This is a genomic window from Stenotrophomonas sp. STEN087 (assembly GCF_056759115.1).
Map to the genome: position 1 here is coordinate 15,205 of NZ_JBRRCR010000044.1, position 17,962 is coordinate 33,166.

A 17,962-nucleotide genomic window follows, 5' to 3' on the forward strand; every position below is an offset into this window, starting at 1 on the left:
GCCGAAATTGCGGACGGGTGGTAGACCGCTGGTCTGCGGCATACTCCAGCCTGCCGCAGGACGCGGCGCATGAGACCGACCATGACCCGAAGAATGATGATGCTGGCACTGCTGGCGTGGGCCTGCATCGCGGCACCTGCCGTTTCCGCCGCCAGCCCGCCCGTGGACGATGCGGCGACCGCGCAGGCCCTCGCACAGGCGGAAACGCGGGGCCGGGAAATGTTCGAGCATGACCTGGCCGCCGAGCGCGCGACCGATGCCCTGCTCAAGAAGGGAATGCGCGGCGACAGCCGGGTACGGGGCTGGATCACCGAGCCGAAGGACAACCGCTACGAGGTCAGCATGATCGGCGAAGGTGACGTGGTGCTGTACCGGGCCACCACCGATGCGCAGGGGAACCTGGCCGGCGCGACCGAGGCGCTGGCGGTTCCGGCGGCCCCTACCGCCTACCAGGCCGGTGCCGCGGCTGCCCGGGCGCTGGCGACGCAGAGCCGCATCGATGCCTGCGCGAAGCGCTACAACAGCGTGGTGCTGCCCGCGCCCGGCGCGACCAACGATGCATGGACGGTCTACCTGCTGCCGGCCACCACCGACCCTGCCGCGGTCCCGCTGGGCGGCAGCTATCGGTTCGACATCGCGCAGGGCCGGATCACCTCGCAGCGCGCGTTCACCCGCAGCTGCATCCAGCTGAAGCGTGCGCGGCGCAATGCGGCAATGATCGTCACCCACATGCTCGACCCGACACCCACCGAAGTGCACGTGTTCTGGAGCCTCTGGGCCCGCTCGCCGCTGTACGTCACCACGGGCGAGGATGCAATCTGGAAGATCGAGGACGGCCACATCCACCGCGTGCAGGACTGAGCAGCTGCCACGCGCGCGGACGCGTGGCAGCTCCCTGCGGGCCCTTGTCGAAGATCAGGCCGCGCGCGCCACCACGGCGCGGGCTGCACCGTCCTGCTCGATCTGGAACACCGACACCGAGGTGGTCAGCGCGTTGGCCTGCTCTTCCAGCGCGCGGCTGGCCGCGGTCGCCTCTTCCACCAGAGCCGCGTTCTGCTGGGTCACCTGGTCCATCTGCACCACCACCTGGTTGACCTGTTCGATGCCAGCGGCCTGTTCCTTGCTGGCCGCAGCGATATCGCTCATCAGCTGGTTGGTGCGCGAACTCGCGTGGGCCAGGCGGGCGATCGCCGCTTCGGACTGCACGGTCACGGCCAGCCCGCTCTGCACCTTGGCGGCGGCATCCTCGATCAGTTCCTTGATCTCCTTGGCGGCCACACCCGCACGCTGCGCCAGAGTGCGCACTTCACTGGCGACCACGGCAAAACCACGGCCCTGCTCACCGGCACGCGCCGCTTCCACCGCAGCGTTCAGCGCCAGGATGTTGGTCTGGAACGCGATGCCGTCGATCACCGTGGAGATCTCCGAGATGCGCGCCGACGACTGGTCGATCTCACCCATCACCGTTGCCATCTGCGCCATCGCCTGCTCGGTTTCGCGCACGGCCGCACCGGCCGCATGCGCTTCGCTGTCGGCCTGGCGGGCCAGGTCGGCGTTCTGGCGCACGGTGGAGGTCAGCTCTTCCATCGAAGCGGCGGCTTCTTCCAGATTCGCTGCCTGCTGTTCGGTACGGCGCGAGAGATCGCTGTTGCCGGCGGCCAGTTCCTGCGCGGCGTTGTTGATGCTGTCGGCCGCCACCTGGATGCCACGGACGATGCCGGTCAGCTGCGCGGTGGTGGTGTTGGCATCGTCGCGCATGCGGGCGAAAACACCCTCGTAGTCACCGTCCATGCGCGCGGTCAGGTTGCCGTGCGAAATCGCGCGCAGCACGTCGGAGACATCGGCGATGCTGGCCTGCGAACTGGCCATCATCGCGTTGAGGTGTTCGACCATCGCGCGATACTGGAACTGGAACGCCTCGGCATCGCCGCGCACGCTGAAATCGCCCGCGCCGGCGGCCCGGGCCAGCGTGTCGATCTGGGCGCTGATCGCCATCAGGCTCTGCTTCACCGCGGCCAGGGTGCGGGTGAACGCGCCCTTCTCGCCGGGATACTGCGGCAGGTCGCGGCTGAGATCGCCGATCGCGTAGCGCTGCATGACTTCGGCCATCAGCAGTTCCACCTGCACGTGCGATTCCACCAGGCTGTTGGTGGCCTGCACCATGCGGCCGAAATCGCCGGGGAAGGCGCTGGCATCCATGCGATAGCCGATGGCACCGGCCTCGTGCTGCTCGGCCATCTGCAGCTGCGCGCCGATGGCGGCCTGCACGCTCTGCCGCACGCTGCCCATGGCCTCGCCCAGCTGGGTCAGTTCATCGCGGCCACCCAGGTGGAAGGACTGGTCCAGCTCACCCTTGGAGAGCCGCTGCGCCAGCTGCACCGCACGCGCCAGCGGGCCGGTCAGGCTGCGGCCGATCATCACCGAGGCGGCGATGCCGACCAGCAGCGCTACGCCGCCCAGCACCAGCAGCTGCAGCAGGCTGCGCTCGCCGAGACGGATCGCTTCGGCGGCCGCCTCGCGGCTTTCCTTCTCTTCGAAGGCCACGCCATCGGCCAGCGCCTTGTTCCAGCCATTTGCGGCCTCCTGCACCGGGCCCAGGGTCAACGCGATGGCGCCGGGGAAGTCGCCCTGCGCCATCAGTTCACTGGTCTGCTTGTTGAGCGGGCGCGCAACCGCACGCATGGCCGCGATGGCCTCGCCCATCGCCTTGCCATCGGCATCGCCGGGCAGTGCCTGGTAGGCGGTCCAGCTGGTTTCGTAGCGCTTGACCAGGTCGGCGATGCGTTGCTCGTCGGCCTCGCGCGCGTCACCCTGGCGGATCAGCATCTCGCGGCGAACGACCATCATCTGGTTGTTGGCATCGAGCATTTCCGACAGCAGTCGCACCTTGGCTACGCTGACCTCGACCACCTGCTGCATGGCGTGCTTCTGCACGGCCGTGGCGGTGGCACCGATGGTGACCACGGCAGCCACCAGCAGCAGCAACAGGCCAAAGCCAAGGCCAAGACGCCAGGCGACCCTGACATTCCTCAAGTAGTTCATGGGGGGGGGAATCCAAACGTGGAGGGGATGCGCCCTTATCGGCCCGCCGCCCGTGCTCCTTGACCGTGCAACCGCCGACGCTTCGGTGGCGGTTCACATTCTTCGTTCAGCCAGCGACCTCGTGTGGCTGCAGTGGACAGGCGCTGGCCAGGCGCGTGGCCAGGTCCTGGCGCAGGGCGCCGAGCGCGGCGATGCGGGCATCGATGTCGGCGAGCTTTTCCTGCAGCGCGGCCGCCAGCAGCGGGCCGGCATCGGCCTGCTCCCACAGCCTGGGCAGGCGCTGGCCGATCTCGGCCAGGGTGAAGCCGAGCTGCTGGGCGGTGCGGATGTAGTGCACCAGCATCGCCGTTTCCTCGGGGTAGTCGCGGTAGCCATTGGCCAGGCGCCGCGCGCCGATCAGGCCCTGCTTCTCATAGAAACGCAGGGCTTCGCGCGACAGGCCGCAGGCCTGGGCCAGCTCTCCAATCTGCATGGGGGGTTCCAGAAAACGCTTGACCTTGAAGTTTACTTCAGCCCTGACAGTACGCCCTCTTTCCCCTGTTGAAGGCGTCCATGCTTATCTCCCGCTACCTCCGCATCGTCCGCGCCAGTGCGTTCTACGACCTGGTGGTCACCCTGCCCTTCGCCCTGCCCTGGACCTTCGCACCGCTGCATGCGGCGATGGCGGCGCTGGCCCAGGCCTGGCAGCTGCCCGGCCAGGTGCCCGCGCTGGACCCGCTGCACATGCTGCTGGCCAACCTGCTCGGCTCGGTGGTGGTGATGTGGTCGCTGGCCCGCGTGCTTGCCCCCAGCGTGCTGCTGGGCCGGCTGGATGCCGCCGCACGCTGGCTGTTCGCGCTGTGGCAGGTGTATGCGGTACTGCACGGCGCCAGTGCGATCCTGCTGCTGTTCACCGTGGCCGAGATCGGCTTCGGCGTGCTGCAGAGCTGGCGCATCGAGGATCACCCCACGCGTTGAGCGCTCATCTGCCGCTCAGCAACACGCCGGTGTTTTCACGCGGGCTGGTCGCGGGGTGCAGGCATGGTGGGGGCACGTTCTGCAGGAGCTTCCCATGCTTTCACCCCGCGTTGCCGTGCTTGCGCTGTCGCTGCTGGTTTCCCCTGCATTCGCGCAGGCCCCGCCAGCCGACCTGCCCGCGCCCATCGCCGAACGCGCCGGACCGGACATCGCCGCACGCTCGCCGTTGCACGCGCAGGTGCTGCTGGACCGCGCCAATTTCTCGCCCGGCCAGATCGATGGCGAAGTGGGCAGCAACCAGCGCCGCGCGGTGTCCGGCTTCCAGGCCGCGCACGGGCTGACCGTGACCGGCGAGCTGGACGATGCCACCTGGAAGGCACTGCAGGCCGATGCCAATGCACCGCTGGCCAGTTACACGCTGACCGCCGAGGACGTGGCCGGTCCGTTCCAGCCGGTGCCGAAGGGTCCCGCCGCACAGGCCAAGCTGAAGGCGCTGGGCTACGGCAGCGTGGAAGAATCTCTCGGCGAGCGCTTTCATGCCTCGCCCGAGCTGCTGAAGGCGCTCAACCCCGGCGTCGACCTGGGCAAGGTCGGCAGCCGCATCCAGGTGCCGAACATTGCGCCGGCACCGCTGCCGAAGGCGGCCAAGGTGGTGGTCGACAAATCCGATTCCACCCTGCAGCTGCTCGATGCAGCGGGCAAGGTGATCGCGCAGGTGCCGGTATCGTCGGGCAGCCAGCATGATCCGCTGCCGATCGGTGAATGGAAGATCCTCGGCGTGTACCGCGACCCGCCCTTCCACTACAACCCGAAGCTGTTCTGGGATGCGCGCAAGGGCGAGAAAAAGGCCACGCTGCCGCCGGGCCCGAACAATCCCGTGGGCCGGGTCTGGATCGACCTGTCCAAGCCGCATTACGGCCTGCACGGCACGCCCGAGCCCGGCCATGTCGGCAAGACCGAATCACATGGCTGCGTGCGCATGACCAACTGGGATGCGCTGCGCGTGGCCGATGCCGTGGATACCTCGGTACCCGTCGTGATGCAGGAGTGAGGCGATGCGTCTTTCGCAGCTGATCGTACTGGGCGTGCTGCTGGGGCTGGGTGCCGGCTGGTGGCTGCGCCGCGATGCGGGTGAGCCGGTGGCGGTTGCCCTGCCTGCAGCGCAACCCGCGGTGGCCGCGGCGCCGCCGGCTGCGGCAGCAACGCCGCGCGTGGACGCCCCGGTGCCCACGGCCGTGCCGCCGTCCAGCGCCACCGATGCGCCAACCGGTCTGCTGCTGCCGGTACAGGGCATCCTGCCCTCGCAGCTGCGCGATACCTTCACCGATGCACGCAGCGAGGGCCGCGTGCACGATGCCATCGACATCATGGCCGACGCCGGTACGCCGGTGCTGGCGGTGGCCGACGGCACGGTGGAAAAACTGTTCGACAGCGAGCGCGGCGGACTGACGATCTACCAGTTCGAGCCCAGCGGACGCTGGTGCTACTACTACGCCCACCTGCAGCGCTATGCCGATGGCCTGGCGGAAAAGCAGGCGATCAAGCGCGGTGAAGTGATCGGCTACGTCGGCAGCACCGGCAACGCCAGCGCCGATGCCCCGCACCTGCATTTCGAGGTACATGTGCTGGGGCCGGAGAAGCAATGGTGGAAGGGCGAATCGATCAACCCGTATCCGTTGCTGCAGGCGGGGCGCTGACGCGTTGGCACCCGCTTCGCTCAGAGGCCTGAGGCAACACGCACCGCATCACAGGCCGTGATCAGGTCTTCCACCAGGCGGCCACTGACATCGAGTTCGCCCTCGTACTCGGCGATGTTGTGCTGCTGGTGGCACTTGTCGAGCACGCGCCACACCTCCGGACCAATGCCCAGCGTGTGCTTGAGCGACTGGAACACGATGTAGCGGTTGCTGGGCCGGAACCCCTGCGCGCGAAGTGCGGCCAGGCTCAAGGCGTGCGCGGCGTTGTAGGCAAGGTCGAAGCGGCTTTCCAGCGACAACGTGGCATTGCGTGCGTCACGCAGCCGCGCGAGGCCCGAGCGCTGCAGGCCTTTGATCTCGCGCGGATCGGGCGGTTCGGCGGTGAGCGGTTTACCCGCCCCGACCAGATTCTGCAATGGCGAGGTCATCCTTTCCTCCAATCACCCACACCTTGGGTTGTTCGAGAACACGCTGCAAAAAGGCATTGCCCTTGCGCAGGCGATCATGCAGTTCGTCATGCGTGTACAGCGTCGGGTTCACCGGCCGTCCGAGGCGATCTTCAAGGGGATCGAGGACGGCCATCAACTCAGCATAGCCCAGCGTATCGGAGACCAGCATCAGATCGATGTCGCTGTGCGCGCTGTCCGTGCGCTTGGCCACCGAACCGAAGACGAAGGCCAGTGCAATCTGGTCCTGCAACGGTTGCAACGCCTCGCGCAGCGGCTGCGCCAGACCGATGGTCTTGTGCACCAGCGCCACCAGCTCGGCATGGATGGGCGAGCCGGCAAACGCGCGATAGCGCTTCTGGTTGCCGACCCTGCGTTGCTCGACCAGGCCGCTTGCGACCAGCTTGGCCACTTCGCGCTGCACGGCGCCAGAGCCGGCACCGCTGCCGCTGATCAGCTCGGAAATACTGAAGTCACGACGATCCTGCCCGAACAGCAGGGCCAGCACCCGTTGCTGGGTCTGGGTGAACAGCGCGTCGGCCAGCCCGATGGGGCCGGTGGGAGACGCATTGGCAGCTTGAATACCCATATTGGGCATTATTGTACCCATATTGGGCATTTTGCAAGTGACCTGCCCCACCCCGCCGGGCGTGGCCCGGCGCTACCGCGCCCGAGGACGGCGTTGCCACCGCCGCAGCGCGATGCTGGCCGTCGCCAGTCCGCCACCGGCAATCAGCAGCAGCAGCGCCACCGGCTGCCAGAAGAAGAACGGCCACAGCCACAGGTAGTCCAGGTCGGTCAGCTTCAGGACGTCCATCGGCGGCAGCAGGTCCACCGAGGCCGCACGGCCGGCCAGCGCCGGGTCGACCTCCAGCACGGTCAGCCGCAGCGAGGACCGCCCACGTGGCAGTGCATCACCGCGGCCGTAGCCGAAGTACGAGGCGGCGAACCGGTCCCGCTCGACCGATTCCAGTGCGCGGGTGGTTTCCGCTTCGGGTGCGCCCGAGCGCGACTTCGCGAGGAACTCGGTTTGATCGGTCGGGGTTTGCGCGCGCAGCCGTACTTCTGGATCGATGGCCGGATCGGTGCCGTCATCTGCATAACGCAGGCGCAGTCGCAGCGGGTCGTTGATGAAGCGGTAGACCGTGATCTCGGCGGTCGCGCCCGGCTGCAGCACCAGCGGCAGGGTCTGCGTGCGCGAGGCCAGGTAATTGGCGAGCGCGCCCAGCACCAGCACGATGCAGGCCAGCGTCCACAGGCTCCACAGCAGCCACAGGGTCACCCGTGCCACGGTCTCGCCCTTCATGCCGAAGTCTCCGTCATCGCTGTGCGTCCCTGCCGGCTGTGCCGCCACAGTACCGAAAACGAAAAAGCCCCGCATGTGCGGGGCTTTTCCTGTCACCTGCGCCGGGCATGGCCCGGCGCTACCTCAGGCGAACGGATCCTGCAGGACCATGGTGTGGTCGCGGTCCGGGCCGGTGGAAACGATGCTGATCGGGCAACCGGCCAGCTCTTCCAGCGAACGCAGGTAGGCACGTGCGGCCGGCGGCAGCTCGTCCCAGTTGGTGATGCCGTGGGTGTTCTCGCTCCAGCCCGGGAACTCCAGGTACACCGGGGTGCAGTCTTCCCAGCCCTGCGCGTCCAGCGGCGCGTACTCGGTGCGCTTGCCGTTGTATTCGTAGGCGATGCAGACCTTCAGCTTTTCCATGCCGTCCAGCACGTCCAGCTTGGTGATGCACAGGCCGCTGATGCCGTTGATGGCCACGGCGCGCTTCAGCGCGACGATGTCCATCCAGCCGCAGCGGCGCGGGCGACCGGTCGAAGCACCGTACTCGGCGCCGCGGTCACGGATGCCCTGGCCGATTTCATCGTCCAGCTCGGTCGGGAACGGGCCGCCGCCGACGCGGGTCGCGTAGGCCTTGGCGATGCCCAGCACGTAGTCGATCGAATCGGCGCCGACGCCGGAACCGGCCAGCGCGCCACCGACGGTGGTGTTGGAGCTGGTGACGTACGGGTAGGTGCCGTGGTCGATGTCCAGCAGGGCGCCCTGCGCGCCTTCGAACAGCACGCGCTTACCCTGCTTGCGCAGGTCGTGCAGGATGCCGGCCACGTCGGACTTCATCGGCTGCACGTATTCGCCGAAGGCCAGGGCCTCGTCGAAGGTCTTCTGGAAATCGACCGCATCGGTGTTCAGATACTTGGTCAGCACGAAGTTGTGGTAGTCCAGCGCCGTGCGCAGCAGCTCTTCCAGCTGCTTGGGGTAATGCAGGTCGGCGATGCGGATGCCGCGACGCGCCACCTTGTCTTCGTAGGCCGGGCCGATGCCGCGACCGGTGGTGCCGATCGCCTTGCCGCCGGCAGCGCGTTCGCGCGCCTGGTCCAGGGCGATGTGGTACGGCATGATCAGCGGCGCGGCCGGGGAGATCTTCAGGCGCGAACGCACTTCGACGCCGGAGGCTTCCAGTTCGGCGATTTCCTTCTGCAGCGCGGCCGGCGAGATGACCACGCCGTTGCCGATCAGGCACAGCGCATCGTCACGCAGGATGCCCGACGGGATCAGGTGCAGGACGGTCTTCTTGCCATTGATGACCAGGGTGTGGCCGGCATTGTGGCCGCCCTGGAAGCGCACCACGGCGCCGATTTCCTCGGTGAGCAGATCGACGATCTTGCCCTTGCCTTCATCGCCCCACTGGGCACCCAACACTACGACAGACTGACCCATGACGGGCTCCTCGATTTGTTGCGGCCATCGGGGCCGCGGACGGGTAAACCGTGGCGGGGCTGGCCAGCACCTGGATGGCGGCTCCAAACGGGGAGCGGCCGGCGATGGAAGGCCCAGACACGGAAAAAGCCGAACGGGGAGGCCCGTCCGGCTTTTGTGCATTATCCGGGTTTCCGGGGTCGGGTGCCACCTTTCCGACGGACGGCTTTACCGGCCGGTCAGGCGCCTCGCCTTCCCGCAAACCGGGGTCAGAGCCGTTTCCTGCGGAAACGGATCCGACCCCTGCCCTTTCAGTGCCGGGCCCACCACAGCAGGCTCAGGCCGGCCAGCAGGACCAGGCCGCCGAAGCTGCGCAGGGCCGGGCTGGGCAGGTCCAGCAGGCGCTCGGCCATGCGCTTCCAGGCCAGCGGGGCGACGAACAGCAGCAGGCCTTCGAGCACGGCCACCAGGCAGACGGCCGCGAACAGATCTTTCATGCGGGGGGACTCCGGAAAAAACACGGGGCCCGGCATCTGGCCGGGCCCCGTGGGATCTTGCCGAACGACTCAGCGGTCGTTCTTGAGGTACTGCAGGAACGGGTCGTTCTTGTCCAGGACGATCACGCCGTTGCCGTCGGTCATGGAGCCACGGTAGGCCTCCAGGCTGCGGTAGAACGCATAGAACGACGGGTCGGCCGAGCCGGCCTTGCCGTAGATGCGGGCCGCATCGGCATCGCCTTCACCGCGCAGGCGCTGGGCATCGCGCTCGGCTTCGGCGATCAGCACGGTGCTGTCACGGTCGGCCTGGGCGCGGATGGTCAGCGACTGCTCCTCGCCCTCGGCGCGCAGCTTGGCAGCTTCCTGCTTGCGCTGTGCGCGCATGCGCTCGTACACGTCGTTGATCACCTGGCTGTCGGTGGGCAGGTCGACCTGCTTGATGCGCAGGTCGATCATCTGCATGCCCAGCCCGGACACCGCTTCGTTGATGCCCTTCAGCTGCTCGGCGATCAGCTCGCTGCGGTCGCCGGATACCAGCTGCTGCAGGGTGCGCGAGTTGATCTGGTTGCGCAGCGAGTCGGTGATGATCGGCGCCAGGCGGGCATTGGCCACGCGCGGGTCACCACCGGTGGCACGGAAGTAGTCGCCCACGTTGGAGATGTAGCCCACGGCGAAGAAGTCGACGCTGACGTCCTTCTGCTCGGCGGTGAAGTAACGCGCCGGTGCCGTGTCCAGCACCTGGAAGCGGCGGTCGAACACGCGAACGGTTTCCACCACCGGCACCTTGAAGTGCAGGCCCGGCTTGATGTCCGAACGCACCACCTTGCCCAGGTTCAGGACCATGGCGGTCTGGTCCTCGCGGACCACGTAGACCGAACCCAGCAGGGCCAGCAGGGCCGCCACGACGACGGCGATCCAGATAGAACTTCTCATCGGCTGCCCTCCTCACGGCCGCTCGGACGCCCGGTCGGGCGGGCCACCGGCCGGCCCGGGTCACGGGAAACTTCGGTTGCGGTACCCGGCAGCGACGGCATCACCACATCCGGATTCGGCACCGGGGCCGGGGCCGAGGCGCCCGGACGGGTGTCGCCGGTCATCGGCACGTAGATCAGCTGGCGACCATCGCCACCGATCACCTTGCGGTTCTCGCTCAGCACCTGCTGGACGGTTTCCAGCCACAGGCGCTTGCGGGTCACTTCCGGGGCGTCCTTGTACTGGGCCTGCAGCAGGCTGAAGCGCTGTGCGTCACCCTCGGCCTTGGACACCACGGCCTGCTTGTAGCCTTCGGCGGTGGTACGGGCACGCGAGGCCTGGCCTCGGGCTTCCGGCACGACCTTGGCGGCGTAGGCCTGGGCTTCGTTGATCAGGCGTTCCTTGACCTGCTGGGCACCGTTGACCTCGTCGAAGGCCGGCTTGACCTCCTCCGGCGGACGGGCGTCCTGCAGGGTCAGGCCGGTCACGGTGAGGCCGGTCTTGAACGCACCCAGCAGCGCCTGCAGGCGCTCCTCGGCGGCCACGGCCAGCGGGCCACGGTTGTTCAGCACCGAATTGAGGTCGGCACGACCGACTTCCTCACGCACCGCGCTCTGCGCGGACTGTTCCAGCACCTGGTCGGCATCGACGGTACCAAACAGGTACTGCTGCGGATCATCGATGCGGTACTGCACGTTGAGCGAGACGTTGACGATGTTCTCGTCGCGGGTCAGCACCGGCACCTGGATCGAGAAGGTCTTGATCTCGGTGGCATTGACCTTGGTGACCGACTCGATCGGCCACGGCAGCTTGAAGTTCGGGCCCGGGGTCAGGATCCGCGAGAACTGGCCAAAGCGCAGCACGACGCCTCGCTGCTGTTCGCCGATCAGCTGGAAGCTGGAGAACAGCACCAGCAACACCACCGCCGCCGCCACCCAACGCAGGATGCCGCCATCGAACAGGTCCTTCAGCGGCCCGGGCAGACCGCCCCAGCCACCGCCATTGCCACCGCCACGCGACCCGAACGGCCCGCGTCGATTGTCCTCGGGGCCTTGTCCGCCCTTGTTGCCGCCGGGTGTATTCCAGGCCATGCACGCTCCATCAATATTGGGCTGCGGCGCGGGCCCTTCCCGCGGCGCCAGCCGTGAATCTTCACCGATCATACAAGATGGGGCGGACTGGCAGGTTTGAAAGGGCCATGACCGGGTAAGGTGGCGTTTTCCTCGAAGTCAGGCAGCGCCGATGGCCCCCACCACCCCGTTCACCGCCTTCCGGATCGAAAACGACGATGCCGGCTACCGCAGCGGCCTGGTCCAGCTGGGCGTGGATGACCTCAGCCCCGGCCAGGTGCTGATCCGCGCCCACTGGTCCTCGGTCAACTACAAGGACGCCCTGGCCGGCACCGGCAAGGGCAAGATCCTGCGGCGCTTCCCGCTGGTCGGTGGCATCGACGTGGCCGGCACCGTGGTCGCCTCCAGCGACCCGGCCTGGCGCGAGGGCGACGCGGTGCTGGCCACCGGCTGCGGGCTCAGCGAGACCCGTGACGGCGGCTACAGCCAGTACGTGCGGCTGGAATCGCGCGCGGTCATCGCCCAGCCTGCCGGCCTGAGCCCGCGCGAAGCGATGGTGCTGGGCACGGCCGGCTTCACTGCCGCCCTCGCCCTGCTGCGCCTGCAGGACAACCGGTTGACCCCGGGGCACGGCCCGCTGGCGGTGACCGGCGCCACCGGCGGGGTCGGCGCGCTGGCCGTGGACATCTTCAGCCGTGCCGGTTACGACGTGCATGCGATCAGCGGCAAGCCGGAGCAGGCCGCCTTCCTGCACGACATCGGCGCCGCCGAGGTGCTGCCGCGCGAGGCACTGGCCGATACCGCGCCGCTGCAGTCTGCCCGCTTCGGCGGTGGCCTGGACAATGCCGGTGGATCGATGCTGGCCAGCCTGCTGGCGCAGACCGTGCCCTATGGCAGCGTGGTCAGTGCCGGCCTGGCCGCCAGTCCGAAACTGGACATGACGGTGATGCCGTACATCCTGCGTGGCGTGTCGCTGCTGGGCGTTTCTTCGGCCAGCGCGCCGCGCGACCTGCGCGAAGCGGTGTGGGCGCGACTGGGCGGCATGTGGAAGCCGCAGCACCTGGACCGGATCTGCACGGCCGAAGTCGGCCTGACGGACCTGCCGGGCGTGTTCGAACGGATGCTGGCCGGTGGCTCGCTCGGCCGCACGGTGGTGCGGATCGACTGAACGTCGCAGGCAGGCGACGGACGGCAGCTGCCGTGTTCCCACCCGCAATGTGCCCGCACTACACTGCGGGCATGACACGGGGAACAACATGGCACGCATTCTGATCGTCGACGACTCACCGTCGCAGCTGTTGGGGATACAGCGCATCGTCGAGAAACTCGGGCACCAGATCCTGACCGCCACCGATGGCGCGGCCGGGGTGGAAACAGCCAAGGCCGAACTGCCCGACCTGGTGCTGATGGACGTGGTGATGCCCAACCTCAATGGTTTCCAGGCCACCCGCACGCTCGCCCGCGACGAGGCGACCCGGCATATTCCGGTGATCCTGGTGACCACCAAGGACCAGGACACCGACCGCATGTGGGGCATGCGCCAGGGCGCCAAGGCCTACATCACCAAGCCGTTCTCGGAAGACGAACTGTCCGAGGTGCTGGAGCGCGTGTTCGCCGGCCAGGGCTGAGACGGCTTTTGTAGAGTCGAGCCATGCTCGACTGCTGTTGGTTGCGGCAGTCGAGCATGGCTCGACTCTACATGTCAAAACCGCCGGCCAGCGGCCGGCACTACCTTCAAATGGTTTCGCCAAAGGCCTTTGCCAGGTTCCGGTACGCCTTCTTCTGTGCCTCATCGGTCGCCGCCGGGGCCACGATCTCCAGCTCCACGATCTGGTCGCCATCCGGGTTGCCCGGCAGGCCGCGACCGCGCAGGCGCAGCTTGCGGCCGGCATCGGAATCGGCCGGGATCTTCAGTTCCACCGCACCGCCCAGGGTCGGCACGCTGATGCTGGTGCCCAGCGCGGCCTGCCACGGGGTCACCGGCAGCGTATAGAGGATGTTGCGGCCATCGACCTCGAACTGAGGGTGGGCGGCGTATTCCACTTCCAGCAGCAGGTTGCCGCCATGGGTGCCCTGCCCTGACAGGCGGATCACCTGGCCCGGGCGGATGCCCTTGGGCACGCGCACGTCCAGCTGCTTGCCGTTGACGGTGATGCGCAGGCTGTCGCCGCCGTAGGCCGCTTCCAGCGGCACCGACAGCTTGGCCCGGGTATCGCGGTTGGGCGCCTGGCCGTGGCTGCTGAAGCCCGGGCCGGGGCCGGCGCCCTGGCCGCCACGCTGACGCGCGAACAGGCTCTCGAAGAAATCGCTGAAGCCGCCGCCGGCACCGCCGCCGCCGAACACTTCCTCGAAATTGAAGCCACCGGCACCGCCGTAGTTCGGCGGCACGTTGAATTCCTCGCCCGGGCGGTAGCCCTGCGCGCGCAGCTGGTCATAGGCCGCGCGCTTTTCCGGATCGCGCAGCGCCTCGTAGGCTTCGTTGACCGCCTTGAACTTGTCCTCGGCGCCAGCCTCCTTGCTCACGTCCGGGTGGTACTTGCGCGCCAGCCGGCGGTAGGCGGTCTTGATCTCGGCCTCGCCCGCACTCGGTTCCACCCCCAGGGTGGCGTAGTAATCCTTGAATTCCATCCAGCTACCTCGATCTGCTTCGGCCGCGCCGGTGGCGCCGCCCCGGGTTCATTCTACGCGCCGGCATGCTACGCCGCTGCCCGTACGGCGCCGGTGACGCCGACTGATCCAGCGCAATGCGGCTGCCACCGCCCGGCCCCAGGATGGGGCGTGCACACCGGGTTTCCAATGTCTTGACGCCTCCGTCCCATCAGCCCCACTAGCCTGCCACCAGCAAGGAGTTCCCATGACGATCCATGTCGGCGACCGTATTCCGGAAGTAACCCTCAAGCGCATCCGCGAGGGCATCGAAACGCTGGACACCCATGCCCTGTTCGACGGGCGCAGGGTGGTCCTGTTCGCCGTGCCCGGCGCCTTCACTCCGACCTGCTCCGCCCGTCACCTGCCCGGCTTCGTGGAGAAGTTCGCGGCCTTCCGCCAGCGTGGCATCGACGTGTACTGCATGGCGGTCAACGATCCGTTCGTGATGAAAGCCTGGGCCGCCGACCAGCACGTGCCCGAAGGCCTGCTGATGCTGTCCGACGGCAATGCCGAACTGACCCGTGCACTGGGCCTGGAGCTGGATGCCAGCGCCTCGGGCATGGGCATCCGTTCGCGTCGCTTCGCCCTGTACGTCGACGACGGCGTGGTCCGCGCCGCCTGGATCGAGGCGCACGGCCAGTTCGAGGTGTCCTCGGCCGACTACGTGCTGGAGCACCTTCCCACCTGACACCCCACTGCAAGAGGAACCGGCCAGCCATGTCCAACAAGCCAGCCAAAGCCAGCAAGTCCGCCGCCAAGCCCGGCACCAAGCCCAGCCCCCAGGTGCCCGGCATCAGCGACCGCAAAACCCTGCGCGAGCGCGCGCGACGCAACATCGAGGACGGTGCGATCACCGACAGCTACAGCGCCGACCGCGAGGCGGTAATCAAGCTGCTCAACGATGCGCTGGCCACCGAGTATGTGTGCGTGCTGCGGTACTACCGCCATTACTTCATGGCCAAGGGCATGCTGGCCGACGCGGTCAAGGCTGAGTTCCTCGAACACGCGCAGCAGGAACAGGCGCACGCCGGCAAGCTGGCCGAGCGCATCGTGCAGCTGGGCGGCGAACCGGACTTCAATCCGGACACGCTGACCGCACGCTCGCATGCCGAGTACAAGGAAGGCAGCGACCTGCGCGACATGGTGCGCGAGAACCTGGTGGCCGAGCGCATCGCCATCGACAGCTACCGCGAGATGATCAACTTCATCGGCGACCGTGACACCACCACCAAGCGCATCCTGGAGCAGATCCTGGCGCAGGAGGAGGAGCATGCCGATGAGTTCGCCGACCTGCTGGATGGGTGGATCGGGAAATGATTCGGTAGATGCGGTCGCACGGGTAGCGCCGGGCCATGCCCGGCGTCAACGGATGACGGTGAATCGCACCTGCGTCCACGCGCCATCGGTGGCCAGTGCGGTCAACGTATGCGCGCCGGGATCGGCGAATTCGCGCTGCATCAGCTGCGCGCCCTGGGTGCGGGCGATCCAGCGACCATCCAGCAACCAGTCCACCGCCTGTTCGCTGCCCAGCGCGCGCAGCTGCAGGCGCACGCCGTGCTCGGCGTTGGGTGCCCGCGCCAACGCCGCGCCATCATTCAGACCATCCACGTGCAGGGCCACGCTCGCTTCGCGGCCATCGTCGCGGCAGTCCGCTGCCAGCGGCGGCAGCTGCGAGGCATCGCGCGTGGCCTTGGGCAGCCACGGTGACAGCAGCGCCGGCCAGCGCGCGATCTCGCGCTCGACTTCCGTGTGCGGCGCGCTGCAGTCGGCGGACAGCCGCTGGCCGGTACGCGCATCGGCCATGTAACGCTGGCGGCCCGGCTGCCAACGGCGGGCCTCGCGTTCGGGGAAGGTCGGCGGCACGCCACCGTCCAGCAACCAGGCCGGCATGCGCCGCTGGCACAACGCGGCCGGCAGCGATTCGGCCAGTCCGCCGGTGGGCCAGCACACGTCGGCGCGGCTGACGCTGGCCGGCATCGGCGCGGCCGCGGCATCGCCGGGCTGGCGCGGCAGGCTGTCGACCACCTCGAACATCAGCGGCAACGCGGTGACCGCACCGTACTGCCCCGGCAGCGGCGTGCCATCGGGCCGCCCCACCCACACGCCCACCGTGTAGTGGCGCGTGCTGCCGATCGCCCACGCGTCGCGGTAGCCATAGCTGGTGCCGGTCTTCCAGGCCACGCGGGGGCGGCCGCCGACATCGAAGGTGCCCACGCCATAGCCCGGGCGCGGATTGGATTCGAGCATCTCGCGCACGATCCAGCTGGCCCCGGGCGAGGCCAGGCGCCGCTCGATCATCGGCTCGTCGTCCGTGTAGCGCACGCGCCCGGCGATGCCGTTGCGGTTGAGCGCGGCGAAGGCGCCGACCAGGTCTTCCAGGCGCGCGCCGGTGCCGCCGAGGATCAGTGACAGGTTCGGCGAACTGCCCGGTGGGAAGCGAAGCTGGATGCCCGCGTGCGAGAGACGCGCGGCGAAACGCGCCGAGCCCACCCGCTGCAGCAGGTCCACCGCCGGCACGTTCAGCGACAGGCGCAGCGCGCTCGATGCACCGACCGGCCCATTGAAGGCCTCATCGAAGTTGCCCGGCCGATAGCTGCCGAAACTCTGCGGCGCATCCACCAGCAGGCTTTCCGAATGGATCAGGCCATCGTCCAGCGCCATCGCATACAGGAAGGGCTTGAGCGTGGAGCCGGGTGAGCGCCAGGCCTGCACCATGTCGACGTGGCCCAGGCGCTGGCGGTCACCGAAGGCCAGCGTGCCGACGTAGGCACGGGCCTGCAGGGTCTGGTTGTCGACCACCAGCAGGGCGGCCGAGGTGCGCTCGGGCAGCGTGGAGAAATAGCTGGCCACGCGCTCTTCCAGCGTGCGCTGCAGGTCCAGGTCGATGCTGCTCTGGATGCGCGCCTGGCCCGGATGCGCCGAATGCAGCCGCTGCGCCAGCAGCGCCGCATGCATCGGCGGGCGCAGCGAGCGTGCGACCACGTTCTCGATGCGCGCGTCCTCCACCTCTTCCTGCGTCCACACGCCGAGCTCGGCCATGCGCGCCAGCACCTTGTCGCGCGCCTTCTGCGCCGCTTCGGGATGGCGGTCCGGGCGCAGCCGGCTGGGTGCCTGCGGCAGCACGGCCAGCAGCGCGGCTTCGGCATGCGACAGCTGGTTGGCCGGCCTGCCCAGGTAGGCCCAGCTCGCCGCTTCCACGCCCTCGATCGTGCCGCCGTAGGGCGCGCGTTCCAGATACAGCGCCAGGATCTGCGCCTTCGACAGGTGCACTTCCAGCTGCACCGCGCGCAGCATCTGCTTGAGCTTGCCCCACGGCGTGCGCGAATGCGGATCGAGGATACGCGCGACCTGCATGGTCAGGGTCGAACCGCCCGACACGATGCGGCCGCCGCGCAGCAGCTGGCCGCTGGCACGCAGGATCGCCAGCGGGTTGATGCCGGGGTGTTGCCAGAACCAGCGGTCTTCGTAGGTCAGCAGCGCCTGCAGGTACAGCGGCGAGACGCTGTCGGCCGAGGCCGGGTAGCGCCACACGCCTTCGGAATCGGCGAAGGCGCGCAGCGGGCTGCCATCAGCGGCCACCACCAGGGTGCTGGTATCGCGCTGCTTCGGCAGCGGCGGCGGGAACGCGAAATCCAGGACCAGCAGCAGGACCAGCAGCGCCGCCGTGCCCCAGCGCAGCCAGGGCCACAGCGGCTGCAGCCGGCGGCGCAGGGCCGCCCGCCGGGTCGTCCCGTCGTTCTTCATTGCAGCGTGCCGGATTGCAGGTTACCGCGGGGGGCGGGGCGCGCGGGGCGGGGGCCGGGGGGGGGGGCGGGGGGGGGCCGCCGGGGGGGGGGGGGCCGGGGGGGGGGGCCCGCGGCCCGCGGGGGGGCGGGGGGGGGGGGGGGGGGGGGGGGGGGGGGGGCGGCCCCCGCGGGGGGGGGGGGTGGGG

At 68.6% G+C, this 17,962-nt stretch carries 19 protein-coding genes; 8 read left to right on the plus strand and 11 right to left on the minus strand.

The features are described 5' to 3' along the window. The first annotated feature begins 81 nt into the window (after positions 1-81). Complete coding sequence (locus ACVOK1_RS12775; RefSeq protein ID WP_481562278.1) at positions 82-861, plus strand: hypothetical protein; 780 nt, start codon at positions 82-84, stop codon at positions 859-861. Positions 862-915: 54 nt separating this feature from the next. On the opposite strand, the gene ACVOK1_RS12780 is transcribed toward ACVOK1_RS12775, so the two are convergent. Both ACVOK1_RS12780 and ACVOK1_RS12785 read right to left on the minus strand, forming a co-directional pair. Beyond that, positions 916-3,042, minus strand: coding sequence for a methyl-accepting chemotaxis protein (locus ACVOK1_RS12780; protein WP_481562279.1), 2,127 nt, complete (start codon positions 3,040-3,042; stop codon positions 916-918). A 106-nt stretch (positions 3,043-3,148) separates the two neighbouring features. Then, on the minus strand, positions 3,149-3,514 hold the full coding sequence (locus tag ACVOK1_RS12785; protein ID WP_200752284.1) for a MerR family transcriptional regulator: 366 nt from the start codon (positions 3,512-3,514) through the stop codon (positions 3,149-3,151). 80 nt (positions 3,515-3,594) lie between these two features. On the opposite strand from ACVOK1_RS12785, the gene ACVOK1_RS12790 reads away from it, so the two are divergent. The 3 genes from ACVOK1_RS12790 (at position 3,595) to ACVOK1_RS12800 (ending at position 5,696) form a co-directional block, all read left to right on the plus strand. After that, positions 3,595-3,999 carry a hypothetical protein gene (locus ACVOK1_RS12790; RefSeq protein WP_481562280.1) on the plus strand — a complete coding sequence of 135 codons (405 nt, stop codon included), beginning with the start codon at positions 3,595-3,597 and terminating at the stop codon, positions 3,997-3,999. 94 nt (positions 4,000-4,093) lie between these two features. Then, positions 4,094-5,050, plus strand: coding sequence for a L,D-transpeptidase family protein (locus ACVOK1_RS12795; RefSeq protein WP_481562281.1), 957 nt, complete (start codon positions 4,094-4,096; stop codon positions 5,048-5,050). 4 nt (positions 5,051-5,054) lie between these two features. Continuing rightward, positions 5,055-5,696, plus strand: a complete 642-nt coding sequence (locus ACVOK1_RS12800; protein ID WP_481562282.1) for a M23 family metallopeptidase — start codon at positions 5,055-5,057, stop codon at positions 5,694-5,696. 20 nt (positions 5,697-5,716) lie between these two features. Here ACVOK1_RS12800 and ACVOK1_RS12805 read toward each other — a convergent pair whose 3' ends face one another. The 7 genes from ACVOK1_RS12805 to hflK form a co-directional block, all read right to left on the minus strand. Continuing rightward, on the minus strand, positions 5,717-6,124 hold the full coding sequence (locus ACVOK1_RS12805; RefSeq protein ID WP_481562283.1) for a hypothetical protein: 408 nt from the start codon (positions 6,122-6,124) through the stop codon (positions 5,717-5,719). Then, on the minus strand, positions 6,087-6,740 hold the full coding sequence (locus tag ACVOK1_RS12810; RefSeq protein WP_481562284.1) for a nucleotidyltransferase domain-containing protein: 654 nt from the start codon (positions 6,738-6,740) through the stop codon (positions 6,087-6,089). The genes ACVOK1_RS12805 and ACVOK1_RS12810 overlap by 38 nt, the downstream gene beginning before the upstream one ends. Before the next feature lie 63 nt (positions 6,741-6,803). After that, a complete protein-coding gene (locus ACVOK1_RS12815) occupies positions 6,804-7,448 on the minus strand; it encodes a hypothetical protein (RefSeq protein ID WP_481562285.1) in 645 nt (214 codons plus the stop codon). Between the two features lie 123 nt (positions 7,449-7,571). Next, the gene (locus tag ACVOK1_RS12820) at positions 7,572-8,864 is read right to left on the minus strand and encodes an adenylosuccinate synthase (RefSeq protein ID WP_108769628.1); all 1,293 of its coding nucleotides are present in this window, start codon (positions 8,862-8,864) and stop codon (positions 7,572-7,574) included. 290 nt (positions 8,865-9,154) lie between these two features. Beyond that, on the minus strand, positions 9,155-9,340 hold the full coding sequence (locus ACVOK1_RS12825; protein ID WP_079222788.1) for a DUF2065 domain-containing protein: 186 nt from the start codon (positions 9,338-9,340) through the stop codon (positions 9,155-9,157). A gap of 69 nt (positions 9,341-9,409) precedes the next feature. Beyond that, positions 9,410-10,273: a protease modulator HflC gene (hflC, locus tag ACVOK1_RS12830; protein ID WP_164074732.1), complete on the minus strand. Its 864-nt coding sequence runs from the start codon at positions 10,271-10,273 to the stop codon at positions 9,410-9,412. Then, positions 10,270-11,403 (minus strand): FtsH protease activity modulator HflK, encoded by a 1,134-nt coding sequence (hflK, locus tag ACVOK1_RS12835; protein ID WP_200752293.1) that lies wholly within the window; start codon positions 11,401-11,403, stop codon positions 10,270-10,272. The genes hflC and hflK overlap by 4 nt, the downstream gene beginning before the upstream one ends. A 151-nt stretch (positions 11,404-11,554) precedes the next feature. Here hflK and ACVOK1_RS12840 point away from each other — a divergent pair, with 151 nt between their 5' ends. Then, complete coding sequence (locus ACVOK1_RS12840) at positions 11,555-12,550, plus strand: YhdH/YhfP family quinone oxidoreductase (RefSeq protein ID WP_481562286.1); 996 nt, start codon at positions 11,555-11,557, stop codon at positions 12,548-12,550. 88 nt (positions 12,551-12,638) lie between these two features. Then, positions 12,639-13,010 carry a twitching motility response regulator PilH gene (gene pilH, locus ACVOK1_RS12845; RefSeq protein WP_005410644.1) on the plus strand — a complete coding sequence of 124 codons (372 nt, stop codon included), beginning with the start codon at positions 12,639-12,641 and terminating at the stop codon, positions 13,008-13,010. Between the two features lie 106 nt (positions 13,011-13,116). Here the strand turns inward: pilH and ACVOK1_RS12850 are convergent, their stop codons facing one another. Beyond that, complete coding sequence (locus ACVOK1_RS12850) at positions 13,117-14,010, minus strand: DnaJ C-terminal domain-containing protein (protein WP_164074729.1); 894 nt, start codon at positions 14,008-14,010, stop codon at positions 13,117-13,119. A 226-nt stretch (positions 14,011-14,236) separates the two neighbouring features. On the opposite strand from ACVOK1_RS12850, the gene ACVOK1_RS12855 reads away from it, so the two are divergent. Then, positions 14,237-14,719 carry a peroxiredoxin gene (locus ACVOK1_RS12855; RefSeq protein WP_200752295.1) on the plus strand — a complete coding sequence of 161 codons (483 nt, stop codon included), beginning with the start codon at positions 14,237-14,239 and terminating at the stop codon, positions 14,717-14,719. A gap of 29 nt (positions 14,720-14,748) precedes the next feature. Next, complete coding sequence (locus ACVOK1_RS12860) at positions 14,749-15,348, plus strand: ferritin-like domain-containing protein (RefSeq protein WP_481562287.1); 600 nt, start codon at positions 14,749-14,751, stop codon at positions 15,346-15,348. A 45-nt stretch (positions 15,349-15,393) separates the two neighbouring features. Here ACVOK1_RS12860 and pbpC read toward each other — a convergent pair whose 3' ends face one another. Beyond that, positions 15,394-17,775, minus strand: a complete 2,382-nt coding sequence (gene pbpC, locus ACVOK1_RS12865) for a penicillin-binding protein 1C (RefSeq protein ID WP_481562288.1) — start codon at positions 17,773-17,775, stop codon at positions 15,394-15,396. Positions 17,776-17,962: the final 187 nt, after the last annotated feature.

Excerpts from the sequence above, each read along its gene's own strand:
- ACVOK1_RS12775 (WP_481562278.1), top strand. The coding sequence starts at position 82 with ATGACCCGAAGAATGATGATGCTGGCACTGCTGGCGTGGGCCTGCATC.
- ACVOK1_RS12780 (WP_481562279.1), bottom strand. The coding sequence starts at position 3,042 with ATGAACTACTTGAGGAATGTCAGGGTCGCCTGGCGTCTTGGCCTTGGC.
- ACVOK1_RS12785 (WP_200752284.1), bottom strand. The coding sequence starts at position 3,514 with ATGCAGATTGGAGAGCTGGCCCAGGCCTGCGGCCTGTCGCGCGAAGCC.
- ACVOK1_RS12790 (WP_481562280.1), top strand. The coding sequence starts at position 3,595 with ATGCTTATCTCCCGCTACCTCCGCATCGTCCGCGCCAGTGCGTTCTAC.
- ACVOK1_RS12795 (WP_481562281.1), top strand. The coding sequence starts at position 4,094 with ATGCTTTCACCCCGCGTTGCCGTGCTTGCGCTGTCGCTGCTGGTTTCC.
- ACVOK1_RS12800 (WP_481562282.1), top strand. The coding sequence starts at position 5,055 with ATGCGTCTTTCGCAGCTGATCGTACTGGGCGTGCTGCTGGGGCTGGGT.
- ACVOK1_RS12805 (WP_481562283.1), bottom strand. The coding sequence starts at position 6,124 with ATGACCTCGCCATTGCAGAATCTGGTCGGGGCGGGTAAACCGCTCACC.
- ACVOK1_RS12810 (WP_481562284.1), bottom strand. The coding sequence starts at position 6,740 with ATGCCCAATATGGGTATTCAAGCTGCCAATGCGTCTCCCACCGGCCCC.
- ACVOK1_RS12815 (WP_481562285.1), bottom strand. The coding sequence starts at position 7,448 with ATGAAGGGCGAGACCGTGGCACGGGTGACCCTGTGGCTGCTGTGGAGC.
- ACVOK1_RS12820 (WP_108769628.1), bottom strand. The coding sequence starts at position 8,864 with ATGGGTCAGTCTGTCGTAGTGTTGGGTGCCCAGTGGGGCGATGAAGGC.
- ACVOK1_RS12825 (WP_079222788.1), bottom strand. The coding sequence starts at position 9,340 with ATGAAAGATCTGTTCGCGGCCGTCTGCCTGGTGGCCGTGCTCGAAGGC.
- hflC (WP_164074732.1), bottom strand. The coding sequence starts at position 10,273 with ATGAGAAGTTCTATCTGGATCGCCGTCGTCGTGGCGGCCCTGCTGGCC.
- hflK (WP_200752293.1), bottom strand. The coding sequence starts at position 11,403 with ATGGCCTGGAATACACCCGGCGGCAACAAGGGCGGACAAGGCCCCGAG.
- ACVOK1_RS12840 (WP_481562286.1), top strand. The coding sequence starts at position 11,555 with ATGGCCCCCACCACCCCGTTCACCGCCTTCCGGATCGAAAACGACGAT.
- pilH (WP_005410644.1), top strand. The coding sequence starts at position 12,639 with ATGGCACGCATTCTGATCGTCGACGACTCACCGTCGCAGCTGTTGGGG.
- ACVOK1_RS12850 (WP_164074729.1), bottom strand. The coding sequence starts at position 14,010 with ATGGAATTCAAGGATTACTACGCCACCCTGGGGGTGGAACCGAGTGCG.
- ACVOK1_RS12855 (WP_200752295.1), top strand. The coding sequence starts at position 14,237 with ATGACGATCCATGTCGGCGACCGTATTCCGGAAGTAACCCTCAAGCGC.
- ACVOK1_RS12860 (WP_481562287.1), top strand. The coding sequence starts at position 14,749 with ATGTCCAACAAGCCAGCCAAAGCCAGCAAGTCCGCCGCCAAGCCCGGC.
- pbpC (WP_481562288.1), bottom strand. The coding sequence starts at position 17,775 with ATGAAGAACGACGGGACGACCCGGCGGGCGGCCCTGCGCCGCCGGCTG.